The 16,337-nt window shown below is 71.5% G+C and carries 11 protein-coding genes and 4 pseudogenes; 6 read left to right on the forward strand and 9 right to left on the reverse strand.

Features of this window, described 5'->3' with window-relative positions; all coding sequences use genetic code 11:
- Together AB0F03_RS36895 and AB0F03_RS36900 are read right to left on the reverse strand one after the other, a co-directional pair.
- A pseudogene (locus tag AB0F03_RS36895) lies at positions 1-301 on the reverse strand (hypothetical protein); the annotation flags it as partial.
- 168 nt (positions 302-469) lie between these two features.
- Positions 470-832: a hypothetical protein gene (locus tag AB0F03_RS36900; RefSeq protein WP_362000633.1), complete on the reverse strand. Its 363-nt coding sequence runs from the start codon at positions 830-832 to the stop codon at positions 470-472.
- Positions 833-1,380: 548 nt separating this feature from the next.
- Between AB0F03_RS36900 and AB0F03_RS36905 the strand changes: the two genes are divergently transcribed.
- Both AB0F03_RS36905 and AB0F03_RS36910 read left to right on the forward strand, forming a co-directional pair.
- Positions 1,381-2,592 (forward strand): globin domain-containing protein, encoded by a 1,212-nt coding sequence (locus AB0F03_RS36905; protein ID WP_362000636.1) that lies wholly within the window; start codon positions 1,381-1,383, stop codon positions 2,590-2,592.
- Positions 2,589-3,251, forward strand: a complete 663-nt coding sequence (locus tag AB0F03_RS36910) for a pyridoxamine 5'-phosphate oxidase family protein (protein WP_362000639.1) — start codon at positions 2,589-2,591, stop codon at positions 3,249-3,251. The genes AB0F03_RS36905 and AB0F03_RS36910 overlap by 4 nt, the downstream gene beginning before the upstream one ends.
- A 93-nt stretch (positions 3,252-3,344) precedes the next feature.
- Here the strand turns inward: AB0F03_RS36910 and AB0F03_RS36915 are convergent.
- Positions 3,345-3,553 (reverse strand): annotated as a pseudogene (locus tag AB0F03_RS36915) (hypothetical protein); the annotation flags it as partial.
- A 155-nt stretch (positions 3,554-3,708) separates the two neighbouring features.
- On the opposite strand from AB0F03_RS36915, the pseudogene AB0F03_RS36920 reads away from it, so the two are divergent.
- The 3 genes and pseudogenes from AB0F03_RS36920 to AB0F03_RS36930 all read left to right on the forward strand — a co-directional run.
- Positions 3,709-3,921: pseudogene (locus AB0F03_RS36920) on the forward strand (antitermination regulator); the annotation flags it as partial.
- A gap of 653 nt (positions 3,922-4,574) precedes the next feature.
- Positions 4,575-4,856, forward strand: a pseudogene (locus tag AB0F03_RS36925) (MFS transporter); the annotation flags it as partial.
- A 306-nt stretch (positions 4,857-5,162) separates the two neighbouring features.
- Positions 5,163-5,852, forward strand: coding sequence for a polysaccharide deacetylase family protein (locus AB0F03_RS36930; RefSeq protein ID WP_362000661.1), 690 nt, complete (start codon positions 5,163-5,165; stop codon positions 5,850-5,852).
- Positions 5,853-6,162: 310 nt separating this feature from the next.
- Here the strand turns inward: AB0F03_RS36930 and AB0F03_RS36935 are convergent, their stop codons facing one another.
- The gene (locus AB0F03_RS36935; protein ID WP_362000641.1) at positions 6,163-6,687 is read right to left on the reverse strand and encodes a hypothetical protein; all 525 of its coding nucleotides are present in this window, start codon (positions 6,685-6,687) and stop codon (positions 6,163-6,165) included.
- 894 nt (positions 6,688-7,581) lie between these two features.
- The gene (locus tag AB0F03_RS36940) at positions 7,582-11,793 is read right to left on the reverse strand and encodes a S8 family serine peptidase (protein WP_362000644.1); all 4,212 of its coding nucleotides are present in this window, start codon (positions 11,791-11,793) and stop codon (positions 7,582-7,584) included.
- A gap of 91 nt (positions 11,794-11,884) precedes the next feature.
- On the opposite strand from AB0F03_RS36940, the gene AB0F03_RS36945 reads away from it, so the two are divergent.
- Positions 11,885-12,832: a helix-turn-helix domain-containing protein gene (locus AB0F03_RS36945; RefSeq protein WP_362000647.1), complete on the forward strand. Its 948-nt coding sequence runs from the start codon at positions 11,885-11,887 to the stop codon at positions 12,830-12,832.
- Between the two features lie 364 nt (positions 12,833-13,196).
- Here the strand turns inward: AB0F03_RS36945 and AB0F03_RS36950 are convergent, their stop codons facing one another.
- The 4 genes from AB0F03_RS36950 to AB0F03_RS36965 all read right to left on the reverse strand — a co-directional run bounded on the left by AB0F03_RS36950 (position 13,197) and on the right by AB0F03_RS36965 (position 15,568).
- The gene (locus tag AB0F03_RS36950; protein WP_362000650.1) at positions 13,197-13,712 is read right to left on the reverse strand and encodes a hypothetical protein; all 516 of its coding nucleotides are present in this window, start codon (positions 13,710-13,712) and stop codon (positions 13,197-13,199) included.
- Between the two features lie 178 nt (positions 13,713-13,890).
- Positions 13,891-14,205, reverse strand: a complete 315-nt coding sequence (locus AB0F03_RS36955; protein ID WP_362000653.1) for a hypothetical protein — start codon at positions 14,203-14,205, stop codon at positions 13,891-13,893.
- Between the two features lie 157 nt (positions 14,206-14,362).
- The gene (locus tag AB0F03_RS36960; RefSeq protein ID WP_362000656.1) at positions 14,363-14,746 is read right to left on the reverse strand and encodes a hypothetical protein; all 384 of its coding nucleotides are present in this window, start codon (positions 14,744-14,746) and stop codon (positions 14,363-14,365) included.
- A gap of 54 nt (positions 14,747-14,800) precedes the next feature.
- Positions 14,801-15,568: a hypothetical protein gene (locus tag AB0F03_RS36965; RefSeq protein WP_362000658.1), complete on the reverse strand. Its 768-nt coding sequence runs from the start codon at positions 15,566-15,568 to the stop codon at positions 14,801-14,803.
- Between the last annotated feature and the right edge of the window lie 769 nt (positions 15,569-16,337).

The following is a 16,337-nucleotide window of genomic DNA, read 5'->3' on the forward strand; positions in this document are numbered from 1 at the left end:
CGTGTTCGCGGACCTGGCGCCGGCTGTCCTCCTCCAGCCCTGCCACCTCGGTCACCTTGCCGTCGTGCACCTGGACCCGGAACCGCCCGGCCAGCGCCTCCGTCGTCGACGTCAACGTGTAGCCATAGGCGGCGGGTTCCCGCCACGCGGTCGTCCCGCCTGCGGCGGTGGGCCGGGGCCCACCGGCCGCGTGGCTCCGTACGGACTCGGCGGTGCCGCCGCACGCGGTCACGAGGCACAGCGCGGCGCCCGTCAGCGCGGCGGCGGACAGCAGGCGGGCGGGGAAACGTACAGCACTCATGGGGCTCCTCCCGGTTCGGTTACCGCAACGACGCGGAAGGACTCCGGTTCGTTCACCGCCCGCCCCGCCCCCCCGTGCACGGCCCGCCGCCTCCGGGGACGGCGGGCAGGCAGCGGCTTGCGCGCACCTGCCGGCCCGGCGCGGAGGCGCCCTCGGAAGTGGTACCGGTCAGTGCTGCCAGTAGTCGCGCTCGGGGAGTTCCACCCACAGGTCGGGGGGCCCGGTGAAGGGCCGCGGGTCGGTGGGGAAGAGGCCCGCGTGGGCGCAGCACTCGGCGATCGCGTGGGAGCCGTAGATGTACGCGGTGAGGACCTCCTCGGGAGGCGTACCGGTGCACGGGCCCCCGCCGGGGTGCAGGTCCCAGCCCTCGATGACACCGTCGCGCACGAGGCTGCCCTGATTGCCGCTCTTGGGGTTGGCGTACATGCCGTAGCAGACGGTGCCGGCGGAGAGCAGGGCCTGTACGCCCGGCATCTGCGGCCCGTACCCCCAGGGCTGGGTGACGACGCAACCGCCCGGTACGGTCGTCACCCCGACGATGCGCAGGCTGCCGTCCGTGTCGACGCCGTACGGATCCTCCGGTCACCGCCACCGAACTCCTGCGTTTCGGGCATTCCTGGGCCGCCATCCACGCCGCCCGGCCCTCCCCCGCCCACCCCGGTGGTCGGTAACCCTTTCCGCGGTATCCCCGAAAGCATGTCGTCCGCTTCGAACGCTAGGGTGACGGGGCGCCTGGCGGTCGCCCGTACCAGGCAGCCGGGCTGTCGGCACGGTACCCGTGCGCTCACGTGCGGGGCTCTCGGCAGCTTCGGAGCATCGTCCGACGACGACGTTCGCCCTGCTCCTGCCGAGCGCGCCGACGTGGTGAGAGAAAGGTATGCGTGTTCCATGTACGGTGCTCGCCAGCGCACTGATATCACCGGGTCTGCTCGGCGTCGCCCGACGCCGGGGACAGCGCGGAGGGAGTTCCGCGACTCGTCCAGGCACGCCTGGATGCAACGGTGACGGGCAGGTTCCGGTCCATGCGACGTATCTGGGACCCAGACACGCCTTCGGCGCCCGCGGATGGATGGAGCGAGATGGCCCCATCCGGCCCGGCCTCCGCCCAGCCCCCTGTCAGTGCTGAGGACGTCGCGCTGGTGCGGGCCAGCCTGGCGGTTGTCGCACCTCATGTCGCCGACCTGGCCGCGTACTTCTACCACATACTCTTCACACGATACCCACAAGTCAAGGACCTGTTCCCGGCCGAACTCGACGTCCAGCGGGAACGCCTGGTCCGCGCTCTGCTGCGCATCGTCGAACTGGTCGACGACCCCGGTAACCTCATCGAGTTCTGCTCCCGTCTGGGGCGTGGCCACCGCAAGTTCGGCACGCAGAGCGCTCATTACCCGGCCGTCGGCGAATGCCTGCTGCAAGCCCTCTCCCACTACGCGGGCCCGGCCTGGAGCCCGGAGCTGGCGGGGGCTTGGCAGCGCGCCTACACCGCTGCCGCGGAGGTGATGGTCCGCGCCGCCGAGGAGGATGCGCGTCACCGGCCGGCCGTGTGGGACGCACGCATCGTCGATCGCGTGCACCGCGGACACGGAATCGCCGAGATCACCGTCCAGCCGCAGCAGCCGTACCCCTTCGTGGCGGGCCAGTACGTGAGCGTCGAGACGCCCTGGGTGCCGAGGCAGTGGCGGCATTACTCGCCCGCGCACGCCCCACGGCCCGACTCCCGGCTGACCTTCCACGTGCGTGCCGTACCCGGAGGCAAAGTCAGCAACGCGCTGGTCCACCATGCCCGTCTGGGAGACCCCGTCCGGCTCGGACCGCCGGAAGGCGACATGGTCCTGCGCTCCACCAAGGGACGGGACCTGCTCTTCGTCGCCGGCGGTACCGGCTTGGCACCGATACGCGCCCTGATCGAACAGGCGGCCCGGGACGGCATCGGCATCTCACAGGAGGTCAGCCTGTTCATCGGCGCCAGAACGGCGGACGAACTGTACGGACTCGACGACATGCTGCGCATGTCCCAGCGGTACCACTGGCTGCGCGTCCGGGCCGCGGTCTCCCATCAGCGCATCGTGGGTCTGGAGGGCACGCTGCCCGAAGTAATCGCGGAATTCGGCCCCTGGTACCGGCACGAGGCGTACCTGTGCGGCCCCCCGCAGATGCTCGGTGGAGCCGTGGCGGCCCTGCGGCGACACGGTATCCCGCCCCATCACATCCGCTACGACCCCTGGGACACCCCCGTCCTGACCGCCCCTCTGGGACCTCCCCAGCCCGAAGAGGAGACCGACCAGCTGTGAACGGACCCGAGACGACCGGCTCCTTCGGTGAACGACTGCTGCAGCAGCAGCTCGGCACCACCGAGCGAGCGGCCGACTTCTACGACCGCCAGGTGCACCCATATCTGACGCCCGCCATGCGGGAGTTCATAGCCCGGCAGAGCATGGTGTTCCTGTCGACCGCGGATTCCCGGGGAGCCTGCGACACCAGTTTCCGCTCCGGTCCGCCGGGATTCTGCGTCTCCCCCGACGACCGCACCCTGACCTACCCCGAATACCGGGGCAACGGTGTCCTCGCCAGTGCGGGCAACATGACCGAGAACCCCCACCTCGGCATGCTGTTCATGGACTTCACCCACGACCACATAGGGCTGCACGTCAACGGCACCGTCCGGCTGCACACCGACCACGAGGTCCGCGCGTGGTACCCGCATCTGCCGACCGACACCGCGCCCGGCCGCCAGCCCCACCTGTGGGTCCACCTCACCGTCGACGAAGCCTACGTCCACTGCTCCAAGTACATCCCCCACCTGGAACCGGCCCCGCGCCCCCGCCCGACCACGGCCCGAAACCGCCCAAAAGACAGCGCCTACTTCACGGAATCCGCCCCCTCCCCCGACGCGCCAGTCACCGACACCGGCCGCAGGCCATGGCGACAGCGCTTGCGACTCCTCCCCTGACCCTGACCATCTCTCGCACGGTGCGGCGGGGCCTGGTCGGTGCTAGTTGTCCTCGGCGTCCACGCGCACGGTGACACCCGTCTCGGAGATGGCGAGCGTGTCGGTGTTCACCGCCCTGACGCTAGTGGTTTCGGGCGTCCCCTCGGCGGACGACGCGGTGTTGTCACTCGATCCCATGACTGCCTCTCGTGTGATGTTGAACAGGGCGCTTTGGTCGTGTCCGAGTGGAGACCTGCGCGGTTTGCGTGGAAGATCAGGTGGTGGGTGACGATGGCGCGCCGGCCGCGTGCAAGGCTCACCTTCCGCCTGGCGGTGCTACACGGCCGGGCGCGAGAGGCGGTAGGTGCAGTGGGGCTGGGCAGGAGGGGATAGATGGACGACGGCTTCGACGTGGACGACGTGGTGTAGCGGGCGCTGACCTGCTGGCGGAGGCGACCACCGCGCTGAGCAGCACCCCGAGGTGCCGCTGTCCGCGGTCGCCGACATCAGCATCAGCCGCCACGGCGCGGGCGTGCTGCTGATCTGGCGCATCGAGGACGAGGCGACCCGCTTGGCCAGCCTGCTCCAGCACGCCCAGCGGCTCGGCCGGATCGGCGGCTTCGAGGAGAACCTGCTCACCGGCGAGATCACCTGGAACGGGCAGTTGTTCAGCCTCCACGGCCGCCCGAACACCAGATCCGCGTAGGGTCTGCGGCGGGTGTGCCGGATCCTGGTGCCATATCCAGGACCACCGCCCGCAAGTGGATCCGCCGCTGGCGGGCTGAGGGCCAGGCCGGTCCCTTCGGGCCAGGGACTGCCAGGTTGCCAAGGACGCGCGTAGCCGACCGCAGAGACTCCTCTCCCGGCCAGGGCGTGCTGGGCGTCATCAAGGCCACAGAGGGCAGCGAAGACGGCCCTGTCGATGTCCTGTTGGGTGACCCAGTGTGGGGGCGGATCGGCGAGCCGGACTGCCACCCACCGGCCTGTGGTTACAGGTCGAGGACGGCGCGCAGCGCCTGGTCCACGTGGGCCATGGTCTCGGCGGGGACCGCGCCGAGCGGCAATAGCCGCGTCACCCGGTTCCTCGAGACGGTCAGAAACAACCTCTACGGCGGCCAGGCCCCAAGGAGCGGTTGGGGCGGTCACCAGAGGCGGACGGAGCGGACAGCCATTACCTTCCCTCTGGCAAGGGAGCGCTCGTGCGGACCCTGCAACCGATTCAGGCGACTGGACGGACGTCGTCCTGCTCAAGGGGCGCGCCTTCCGGAACGGCACCATTCGCGCGTTTGAGGGCCTGCCGGGTGGCGACCATGTCCGCACCCTTGATGCCCTCCCGCTCGCAGTGCGCACACCCCGGTGTGGCTGGTTCTGGTCCTGTTGCTGCCGCTGAGCATGGGCGGGGCACTCGTGGTGCCCGCGCTCACCGCGCTGTTGCTGGACGCCGTCCCGGAGGAGCTCGCGGGGACCGCGTCGGGGCTCCTCAACTCGTTGCGCCAGACTGGCGGTGCGCTTGCCGTGGCCCTCTTCGGCGGTCTGCTCACCGTACCCGGCGGAGACTCCCCCGGCATGCGCATCGGCCTCCTCACCATCACCGCCCTGTCCCACGTCGTGCTGCCCCGCCGCTGAACATCCCCATGCGCGGCTCTCCTCGGCAGGGCTCCCCCGCCTCGGACAGGGGCCGCCTCCAGATGTCCGTGATCGCCCCATGGGGTAAATTCGACATATGCCTCATCCATTCCCTCGAGGCGCGTTCCGGTCCACGAGGACCGAAGGATCTCGTCGGCAGGCGGAGATGGCGGCGTGCGGCACGTGACCGCGCAGGCCCGCGTGACGCGTGGGACAGCCGCGGTGGTGGCTGCGGCGGCACTGGTGCTGGGCGCACCGGGTGGGGGCGGCAAGGACGCCACCGCGGAAGCCGTGGCTCCCCGGCACGTGTCATCGGCGGTCGGTGCCTCCGGGTCGGGCCGGCCGGGTCGGCACCCGGGCGGCCCCGTCGACTGCCGAAGGACCAGGTGCGTGGCGCTCACCTTCGACGACTCGCCAAGCCGGCGCACCCCGCAGATCCTGGACATCCTGCGCCGCTACGGCGTGCACGCCACGTTCTTCACCCTGGGCCGGAACCACGTCCTGAAGGATCCGGGGACGGTCAGGAGGATGGCCGCGGAAGGCGACGAGGTGGAGACCCTGACCTGGTCCCACACGATCCTCACCGCGGTCGGCCCGGAGGCGGCACGCGAGGAGATCAGCCGCGGCCGGGATGCTGTGGCCCGGGTCATCGGCCGGCGCCCGACGTTGCTGCGCCCACCGCAGGGCCGCACGAATACGACCATCGCCAGGATCTGCCGAGAGCTCGGCATGGCGCAGGTTCTGTGGAGCGCGACCGCCTCCGACTACGAGACCACCGACTCGGCGCTGATCACCAGCCGGATCCTGGCCCGGACCGGTCCCGGCGGGATCATCCTGCTGCACGACCGGGTGGACCCCACCAACCACGGCTACAACGGCACGGTCGCCGCGGTTCCCGCGATCATCTCCACCCTGAAGGCCCGCGGCTACACCTTCGTCACGGTCACCCAGCTCCTCGCCCCGGACGGACCCCGGCCGGGCGGCGTGTACAGGTGACCGCACGCCCGGCACATGGACGGGCCGCCGCTGGCCGCCGCCGGGCGTCGCTCGCCCGCAGGACCCGGCGGCCAGTGCGCCGCGGACCCCGGGCCGTCAGACCGGGATGCCCTGTTGGTCGCCTCCTTCGCGATCGGAGGCGTAGCGGGAACGCGGAAGCCGGCACCGAAGAGGGTGCCGGCTTCTGTGTCGGCGGGCGCGGGCCAACGCGCCTGCCAAGATCCTGAAGCTGTTTTGGGCTTGCGACCAGGAGCCGTCGGGAGAATCCCTCGCTCGGAACAAGCTTGGGCGTGCTGCCCGGACCCGGCTGTCAGCGGCCGTCGCGGGCGATGTGCCGACCGATGGTGGTCCAGACCGGCTCGGCCGCTTCTTCGGGCACGGCGCCGGCGAGGCCGTCAAGGTGCTGGACGGCCTCAACGGTGATGTAGCGGTCGGGGTCGGGGGATTGCAGGTAGCGGCGCAGCAGGTCGGCGTCGAGGTGCTGGCGTTGGAGGTAGGCGGCGAGGGTGCCGACCAGGAGGTGGTTGTGGGCGAGGGCGTCGGTCAGGGCGTACAGGACCAGGCGCTGCCACTGCTTCATGCTGTCGCCGTGCAGGGTCTGCAGGTGCTGGGCGCGGGCGAGGTAGGCGTTGATGCGGCGGCAGTGGTGGGTCACCAGCGCCAGGAGTTCCGGTGGCACCTCCTCGCCTACCGGGCGGGGGGCGGGCTCGACGGTGCAGGGGGCGGGCGCGGGCGGCAGGGTGTCGCGGATCTGCTGCAGGCCGGTGTCCTGCTGCGGGCCGTGGGGGATCTCGCTGCGCCGCTGTGGCCGCCTGCGCGGGTGGGGGGAGGTCATGGGCGTGCCGTCCTTTTATGGCCGGTCCCACGATCCGGCGCCTGCTGGGTGGCGTGGCCACACGGGCGGGGCGCTGTGAGTGACGCGGCGCGTCTGGGGCCTACCTGTCCGCGTCAGTCGTGGGCTGACGCAGCGCTCGGCCGGGCACCGTCACAGCGCGAGCAAGGGGCGGCACCAGTCGGGACAACGACGCGTCGGCTGGGGAGGGCACGGCATCGGCGGGTGACGGGGCCGAGTTGTACACGCGGGCCGTACCGTTCGGCCGGTCGTTCTCCTCGTGGGCGAGACACCGATTGCTTCTGGTGCGAGCCGATTTAGCCTCGCCACCGAGACACTGGCGTGTGACTCCGGTCATGTCATGGGGTCTTGGAGGGGGAGCTCTGGCGCTCCCGCGAGGTTGTTCCCGCAGTTCAGGCGGGACATTCACCTTCACGCTGCGATTACTGTATGCGACCGTTGAATTTCGGACGGTCATATCGGGGGTCGCGTGCATGCGTGTTCGGGGCGCTGGGCCGGTTGAGTGATCGTCACCGGCGCACGCCGGGCACCCGACACCTCAACGAAGAGGATCCATGCACGAAGACGTCTTCCGTGCCGAGGACGGCTACGGTTCCGCCACGCAGGAGCCCCTCCCCCTGCCGCTGGACTTCGAGGCGCACTACGTGATGAACCAGGAGGCGTGGCACTCCTACGCGCTGTACCGGCTCGGCCTCAACGACGTTGCCGAGCGTGCGGTGCACCGCGCGTTTCGGGTTAGGCACGCCACCGGGGGGCAACGAACCCCGGCGGCCCGCACCCCGACGATCCAGAAGCGGACGGGACGCCGGGCTGACGGCCGACGCGGGCGGGGCGGGGGCGTACCGGGCTCGGTGCGCCCCCCTCGGCCGCTGTGCGTCAGAGCTTCAGCCGGTGCACACCTCCCTCCACGGTGCCCACGTACAGCCAACCGCCGGCGGTGGCCAGGCTGGTGGCGCTGAGGTTTTGCAGACCGGTGGAAATGTTGTGCCAGCTGCGGCCGCCGTCCGTGGAGCGCAGCACACCCCGGCCGCCGCGCGGCAGGGCCACATCCCAGTAGCCAGTGGTGGCGGCGTAGAGCGTTTCGCCCACCGCCTGGATGTCGGCCACCCGTAGCGACAGTCGGCCGGTGTCGGCGCGGCGGAAGGTTTTTCCGCCGTCCGTCGACACCCTGATGGAGTCACCGCCGGTCAGAATCTTACGGCCGGTGAACTCGATGGTGTCCACGCGTCCCTCGGCGACCTTGGTGATGTCGTCGCCCGCGTTGTCGGAGCGGTAGAGCCCGTCGGGTGCGCCGAGCCACAGCCGGTCGGGATTCTTCGGGTCGCCCGCGACCGCCGTGAAGTACGTCCGGCCGTGCAGCAGGTTCTTCCAGGTGGCGCCGCCGTCCTCAGTGGAGAACAGCCCCCTGCCCAGCAGGTTCGAGTACGAGACGTACACCCGGTCGGGGTCAGCGGGGTGGACCGTCAAGGCGTACACCGAGCCATTGCTGGCGCCCTTCTCCTGCCAGGTGGCGCCCGCGTCGCCGCTGCGCTCCAGGTGGAAGTCGTCCCAGGCGCCGGTACGCACCCGCCAGACGACGCGGGAATCCTTGGCGGAGGCCTGGAGCAGCCGGGTCTCGACGCCAATCATGCCCTCGCCGCCGGTGGTGCCCCACTCCGCCCCGGAGACCGGCAGCCGTGAGCGGTGCGTGCCCTGCCTGCCCGCCGCGAGCAGATAACCTCCGCTGAGGGCCAGCGCGTTGACGGTGCCGCCCTGGACGCCGAGGCGGCGGTAGCCCCTGCCGTCTGCGGTGCCCCGGTAGACGCCGGCCGCGTCCGAGGAGACGGTCAGCGAGCCGTCCGCCCAGCGGTCGAAGTCCGAGGTGGTGGAGGCCGAGTTTGGGGCAGCGACGGTACGCCAGTGGCGGCCGTGGTCGCGGCCGACCCGGATGTTCTTCCCGTAGCCCATGTACATGTCGCCGCCGCTGAGGGTGAGGCCCGTGGCGCCGAGTCCGTAGTCGTCCAGGGTGGACCAGGTACGGCCGCCGTCGAAGGAGCCGACGACGCTGGACCCGAACTCGTACACGGCGACGACCTGGCGGTCCGCGACGACGCTGACGGAGATCTGACCGTCGGCGGCCTCGTACACCTTGGCGGCCCTGCCGAGGTTGCCCGAGGACAGGCCGTCGCGCTTCCACACCGAGGACCCGGTCAAGAAATAGACGCTGTCGCCGCCGATCGCCACGTCGTACACGGCGGATGGGATGCCGAGGGGCTGGACTGCCCAGGTATCGCCGCCGTCCCGACTGATGAGCAGGTCGGTGGCGGTAACGGCAAGCAAAGTCCGGCCCGACTCGTCGGCAAGGAAGTCGATCAGCCGACCGTCCGGGGTGTTGAGAGTCTTCCAGGTGCGACCGCCATCCTCCGTGCGCAGGATCGAGCCCGTACGGGGAACGGTTGATCGGCTGTTGGCCGCGTACCACCAGCGCCGGGCGTTGTGCGGGTCGACCACCGTGAAGGCCTTGCCCGCCACGTCGCCGAGCGGCAGCCTGGTGTGCTGGGTCCAGGTGGCGCCGTTGTCCTTGGTGGACCAGGGGCCGGTCTTGTAGTACTGGGTGAGGACGGCGGTCCCGGGGGCGCTCGGCGCGATGGTGATGTCGCCGCTCTCCGAGTTGGGGCCGGCGGGCTGCCAGCGGGAGCCGCGGCTGCTCGCGGGGGTCACTTCGAAGCCGTCGCCGTTGCTGGTCAGCGTCTTGCCGTCGGTGCTGCGGCCCTCGGCGGAGACCAGGTGGGTGCCCTCGCCGCGTCCGGTGATGCGCGCCTGGTAGACGTTGGCGGAGCGGAGTGCGGTGCGGACGGTGTAGGGCCTGCCGTGCGGCGGGGTGACGGTCAGGACGGGCGGCGCAGCCAGCGGCGCCGGGGTGAAGACGAGGGCGGCGGAGTTGCCGTCACTCGGGTCGGGGCCGGCCTGGAGGAACAGCTTGCGCACCACCAGTAGGTACGGGACGCGCAGCGCGGCCCCGTGCTTGGGGGTGACGGTCACCGCGCCGGTGATCTCGGCCTCGCCTTCGGGGCGTTCGGCCCGCACGGTCACTCTCGCCGTGGCGTCGGCGCCCGCGGGGATGTGCAAGGTGGACGGGCTGACCCGGGCGTGCCTGCCCGCCGTCAGCCGGACGGTACGGACCCTGGTGCCGGAGTTCGTCACGGTGAGCTTGGTGCTGCCGCCGACCGTGGGCCGGGAGAGGTCGGCGAGGCCGAAGGAGAGGCTGCTGGGGGAGGTGGTGATCCCGGTGTCCGCTCGGTCGGCGGCCGCGGCGACGTCGAGGCGGCCGGAGCCGGCCGTGGTCGAACCGTACGCCTTGAGCCACTTGGCGGAACCCACCAGTTCGGAGGTGACCTGCGCAGGGCTCTGGCCGGGGTGGAGCTGGCGCAGCAGGGCGGCGGCGCCCGCGGCGTGCGGCGCCGCCATCGACGTACCCGACATGCGGTAGTAGCCGGGAGCGTAGAGCGACTTGGGAACGGTGGAGCGGATGTCGTAACCCGGAGCGACCACGTCGGGCTTCAGGTTCCAGCGGGCACCGGGCCCGCGCGAGGAGAACGAGGGGATCTGGTCGGTGACATCCGTCCCGCTGATCGTGACCTGCACCCCGCCCTTCGCCAGCCGGCGGCCGAGCTCGGCGTACTGGGTGTCATCCATGCCCAGAATGACCAGGCGGTCCATGCGCAGCGAGTCGCCCGAGTCCTTCACGGAGGTCTGCGGCGCGAGCGGGACCGAACCGTCGGCCAAGGCGGCCGGCGGGCCGTCCTGCGCGGGACCCGCCGCGGTGAGCGCCGGGCCGCCGGCTCCGGAGGAACCACCGAGCAGCGCGACCGCGCCGCGGCGCTCGGCCTCGCGGGCCATCTCGATCTCGGGTATGAACAGGTCCCCGGAGGACGGGGCCACCAGCATGTTGACCCGGACGGCCTTGCCCCGGACGTCGCCCGCCCGCTTCCAGTCTTCCTCGGTGCCGCGCCCGGCGTCGACGAGGGGGACGGTGACGGGCTTGCCGGGTGGGTTGGCGGAGAGCATTCCGCGGTAGGCCTGGATCTTCCTGCCGTCCCGGTAGGTGGCGCTCGGGATGCGCAGCCCGCTGATGGAGGCGCCCACCGCCAGCACGCCGTCAGCGGCAGCCGGAGTGCCGATGGTGCCCCTGCCCGGTCCCTCGTTGCCGGCCGCGGCGACCACGACGACGCCCGCCTCGGTGGCGGCTCGCGCGGCGGCGCCGAGAGGGTCGGTGCCGTCGCCGGAGCCGCCGAGGCTCATGTTGATCACATCGGCGCGGTGCGGGTTGGCCGGGTCGGCCGCGGCCTCGATCCCAGCCACGACGTCAGAGGTGTAACCCTCGCCCATGTCGTCCAGGACCTTGTACGCCAGGATGCTCGCGCCCGGCGCCACACCGGTGACACCGCCCTTCTCGGCCGCCCTGCCCGCGATGATGCCGGCGACGTGCGTGCCGTGGCCGTTGTCGTCCATCGGATCGGCGTCGTCGTTGACGAAGTCGTGGCCGCCGACGACCTTACGGCCCTCCCCGAAACCGCCGCCGAGGTCGGGATGGGTGTAGTCGACCCCGCTGTCCAGGACGGCGACGGTGACGCCCGTGCCGTCGGCCCTCCGGCCCGCCGGGTCTTTGCGGCGCCACACCTGTGGGGCGTTGACCAGCGGCACGCTCGAGTCGGTGAGCAGGCGCACCTTGGCGTCGGGGACCACGGAGGTTACCCCGGGCAGCCGCTTGAGAGCGGCCACCTCGGAGGTCTTCACCGTCACCGCGACCGCGTTGAGCAGCAGGTTCAGTGTGCGCGGTGAACCGGTGTGCAGCCCGGCGCCCTTGGCCCGGGCGAGGAACAACCGCTGCCGCGCGGCGAGAGCGGTCCGGTCGCTGCCGATCGCCCGAGCGTCGGCGGAGCGCAGCACGCCCTGGCCGGACGCGGCGGCTTCCCCGGCGAGCGTGACGATGACGCGCTGTTCCGGATCCGGATGGGAGTCCGCGGTGGCGGACTGGGGTCCCGCCCACAGCAGGCCGCCGAGGACGGCGACCGGCAGCGCGGCGGTGAACGATCTACGAGGGGTCATGCCAGAACAAGTAAGGGGAATCCAGTGGTCTAAACAACGATTCTGTCTGGCCCATTGCTGCCGCTGGCACACACGGGCCAAGATTCCACCCATGCCCCAGCTGACCGCCGTCGGAATCGATACGTTCGACGAGAGCGTCTACCGAGCCATCCTGGTACGCCACACCGCCGCTCCTGCGGAGTTGGCCGCCGACCTGTCCTGCTCCACCGAGCGGGTTGCCCGCGCACTGGACCGACTGCGGGAGAACGGCCTGGTGGGACGGCTCGCCGGAACGCGTCGCCGGTACGCGGCCCTTGAGCCGGGTGCGGCCCTGGAGTCCCTGGTCCGCTCCCGCACCGCCGATCTCGACGGTGTCCGGGCGGCCGCGGAGAAGCTCTCGCGCCTCTTCTCGACGGCCCGCCAGTGCGACTCCGAACAGATCGAAGTCATCACCGGCGACGAGGCGTTGTGCCGTTGGTTCGTTCGGCTTCAGCAGGAGGCGCGCGAGGACGTCACCGCCCTGGACCGTCCGCCGTACGCGCTCACCACCTCCAACCCTGTCGAGGCGACCGCGCTCACCCGGGGCGTCCGCTACCGGGTCGTTTACGCCCCCGAGGCCCTGGAGTGGCCCGGTGTGCTCGGCGACATCCGGAAACTGGTCTCCGCCGGCGAGCAGGCCCGGGTCCTGTCCGGCCTGCGCATCAAACTGGCGATCGCAGACCGGCGTCTGGCCCTGATGCCGCTCACCCTCGACTTCACCAGCGAGGTCCGCGCTGCCGTTATCCGCCCCTCTGCGCTGCTGGACGGCTTGATCGACTACTGGGAGCTGTGCTGGCGCACCGCCACACCTCTGGAGGCGCCGGCCGAGGACCCGCTCGACGAGGAAGACCGCCAGATGCTCACCCTGCTGGTCAGCGGCCTCAAGGACGAGGCGATAGCCCGCCAGTTGGGCTGGTCGGTACGGACAATGCGGCGCCGCATCAGCAGGCTGCACAAGGAACTGGGCGCGGCCAACCGCTTCCAAGCAGGGGTGATCGCGGCCCGGCGTGGGTGGATATGAGTCCACCGGTGCCATGCGTCGGCTATCGCCGTGAGGCGTGGGCGCTGGGTGTCCCACCGTACGGACCTGGGCCGCCGCCAAGTGGATCGTTCGTTCGTACTCGTCAACGCGTCGAGGCACCGACCGCGGTACCGGCGGGCGCCGGGAGGGGGTGCGTTCCATGCGCGGACAGCGCGGCCAAGGCAGTCTGTCGCCGCCTCCCGCAGTCTGCGGACTGTGAGTCCGGCTTCCCTCACCACGTCGACGGCATAGGCGATCCCGTGCATCCACTCGTAGCTCCATGATCCTCGCCCAGTCGGCGCTGTGCAGAGACCGAGGGGAGCTGGTTGCAGCAGGTGTGGCTTCGTAGGCGCGTCGGGTCGCATCACCTCCCAAGGGGAACAGCGCGTGGGCGTAGCCTCCGCCGCGGGGACGAACCCCGCAAATTGATCAAGCCCCATATGCGTCCCTCGGCCGCAGCGGCGGCCCGGTGCTCCGGTGTGTGTTCAGCGGGCGGGACCGTCCAGTCGCAGACGGCTACCAGCCGGTCCGCGGCCTCGTGGGCCATGTTGGGCTCTGGGTAGTCCAGGCCGATCAGGCGCTGTCCGTTCTCGCGCAGTGTGATCACGTAGGTCCATGGCGAACGGGCTCGGTTCGGCACGACGCGCAGTCCGGGGTGCCGAGGCAGGTTGCGCAGTTCGTTTTCGGTACGGATCTCGGCCGCTCGTGCGGCGAGTCGTTGCAGCCAGTACGCGACGGGCTCCTGTTGGGCGTGGGGTTCGCGGCGGCTGATTTCGGCTCGCAGCTGCCGCAGGGTCCAGTGGGTCAGGTCACGGGCGTCGATGGCGGCACGCCGCTCCCGGGTCAGTTCCGTCCACGAGTTCTCAGGCGGCTTGGTCATGTTCGGCTCCCTCGGCTTCGCTCGGTGGGGCAGCTGGTTGGCGGGGAGCACGGTGTGATGCCACCTGGCTAGCCGAGCAAGACACAGCGCGGCGGTAGGCGACGGGCAGGGGGGAGTTCGAAGGCCCACCCCTTCGACGGGGGTGGGCCTGGTGCGCGGAAGCGCGGTGCGCGGAGGGTCAGTTGCCGGTCTGGTCGGGGTTGTTGCCGTGGCGGTCGCCGCGGTGGATGTCGCCCTCGATGTAGGTGATCATCGATCCGTCGGGGGCGCGCATCGTGTAGTAGATGGAGGACTCCGCCCAGACCAGTTCCCAGCCCGCGGTGTGCAGGGCGTCGCTGACGGTCTCGTCTCCGCCGGAGCCCGCGAAGAACCCGCGGTTGGGGCCTTGGTCGGTGGCCAGGGTGCGCAGGACGTCGTCCGCGGTCTTGGCGGTGCGCAGTTCCTTGAGCTGTTCGGCGATCACTGCCCAGAAGATGTCGAGCGTGTCGGGCACGATGCGTCTCCCTTGTTCACGTGGTGGTCGTGGCGTTCCGGCCCGGGCCGGTGGCGTGCCGGTGCGGCAGGCGGAGGTTTGCGAGCGGGCGGCCAAGGCCCGCAACCCCGCCGGCCGCACCGGGGCGGCATAGGGGCGTGCCGGGGGCGGCCGGTGTTCAGGGGGCGGGCTTGGCCGGACCGGGGAGGGAGAAGACACGACGCGCGGGGCGGGGCGGCGGCTGGTCGGAAAGGAGCTGCCCGGCCACGGCCTGCACCCAGTCGGGCACGCCGTCGGTGAACTCGACGGGGTGGTAGAAGCGGCGGCTCGTCCACACATCGAGGGTGCGGCGGCGGTCGTCGACCCGGCGCCCCCGGACGGTGAGCGTGCACACTTCCCACCGCTGGGCGCCATCGGCCCGGGCAGGGGGGCAGAGTTCTGCCTCGAATTCCTCGGCTCGCATCTGGTGCGTGCCCTCCCGGGTCGTGTCGAGCAGTTGGGGGCGGCTGATCGTGCCGGACACGGTGAACGTGGCCTCGGATGAGCTGAGACGGATCTTCACGTGGGACTCCTGGTCGGTGAAGGGGGCCCGGCGCCGCGCGAGGCGCGCGGGGGGTCAGTGGGTGGGGTAGTCCTCTTCGGGGCTCCAGTGCTGCCACGGCCACAGGCCGCCGATCCGGTACCGGCTGTCGGCGTCGGGGCGGATGAGGTGTCCCGGGCGGCCTGGTTCGGTGCGCAGGCGCGGGTCGGAGGAGATGAGCAGCGCGTCGTGCAGCCACTCGCAGGTGAGGTGGCGGCCGGTGTGGCTGGCGGGCAGGTCGGCGGCGATCTGCTCGGCCGTGGCGCGGGTGACGCTGATGGCGTCCCACGGGCCGAAGGTGCGGGGAACGGGCAGGGCCTCGTAGGGGCCCGACTCGCCGTCGTCGTCGAGGGCGAACAGGTCGGGGAGCAGCGGGGCGCGGTCCACCGGCGGCAGGGATGCGGCGGCGGTGGCGGGGATGATCGCGACGGGGGTGTTGCGGTAGACGATGACGCAGTCCTCGCGGTCGTCGGCGCCGTCCAGGCACAGGTAGCGGTCTGCGGTGGCGCCGTGGGCGTGGACGTCCTCGCACTCCTCGCACTGGGCCGGGCAGGTGCCGAAGCGGCGCGGGTGCGCGGTGAACGCCTGGGGGACGTGCTCGGCGTAGCGGGTGCCGGGGCCGTCGGTGAAGAAGGCGACGACCACGTCCCCGGCGTGGACCTGGCGGGCGCGGACCACGGTGGTGTGGCGGAGGGTCATGCCGTCGGGCAGCGGCCGGTAGCGGTCGGTGAGGGTGAGTGCGGGGCGGTCGGTGAGTACGAACTGGTCGGTGCTGCCGGGCAGGGTCATAGTGCGCTCGGGCACGATGCGGCCTCTTCTGGGAGTTGCGGGCGGTGGCGGGACGCGGCGCGCGGGGGCCGGTGACCGGGGCACGCCGTGGGGGTGCCGGGCCGCCCCTGCGGGGTGGGGCGGCCCGGCCGGCCGGGGGCTCGACCGCACGGTGAGGGGGGCGGGAGCGCCTTCCGGCCCCACCGACACTGCCTGGGGCGGGGGCAAGCGGCGCAAGGGGCCGCCCTGTGTCCAGGGCGGCCCGGCGCTGGTGGGGGGCTCAGTGCTCCGGGGCCCGCACAGCGAGTGTCCCGCCGGTCTCGTCCCGACGGCCGGGATCGATGACCTCCGGCTCGGGAGCGGGGCGTGGCTGATGGCGTGACCGTGCGAGAGCGAGGGGTTAGCCGGGCAAGCACGGTGTGGGGGGCCTTAGGGGGCGGCGGCTGTGGTGGTGGCCAGCGGCGGCTGGAGACGCGGGACCTGGCGAGGTCGGTCAGGTGGTGGGCTTGGGGACGGCGGAGAAGCCGACGGGGCCGACGCGGAGGTGTACGGGAGCAGGGGGCCGGTCGGGCGGGTACGGGACCGGCCCCGCACGCGGAGGGTGCGGGGCCGGGAAGGTTCCTGGCCGTACTCGTCGCGGGCCGCTGCGACGCGCTCTTGGCGGGTGGGGCCGCGCGGGTCGGTATCGCCTCGGGCGTCGGCGGCGGGCTTAGGCAGTGTCTTCAAAAGATCTTGAGTGGTGGATCATGGTCGGGTGATACGTCGCCATGAACTGTCCGATGCTGAGTGGGAGTTCGTCCGGCCG

This window comes from Streptomyces sp. NPDC028722 (genome assembly GCF_040637655.1).
In the GTDB taxonomy this organism is placed as follows: Bacteria; Actinomycetota; Actinomycetes; order Streptomycetales; family Streptomycetaceae; genus Streptomyces.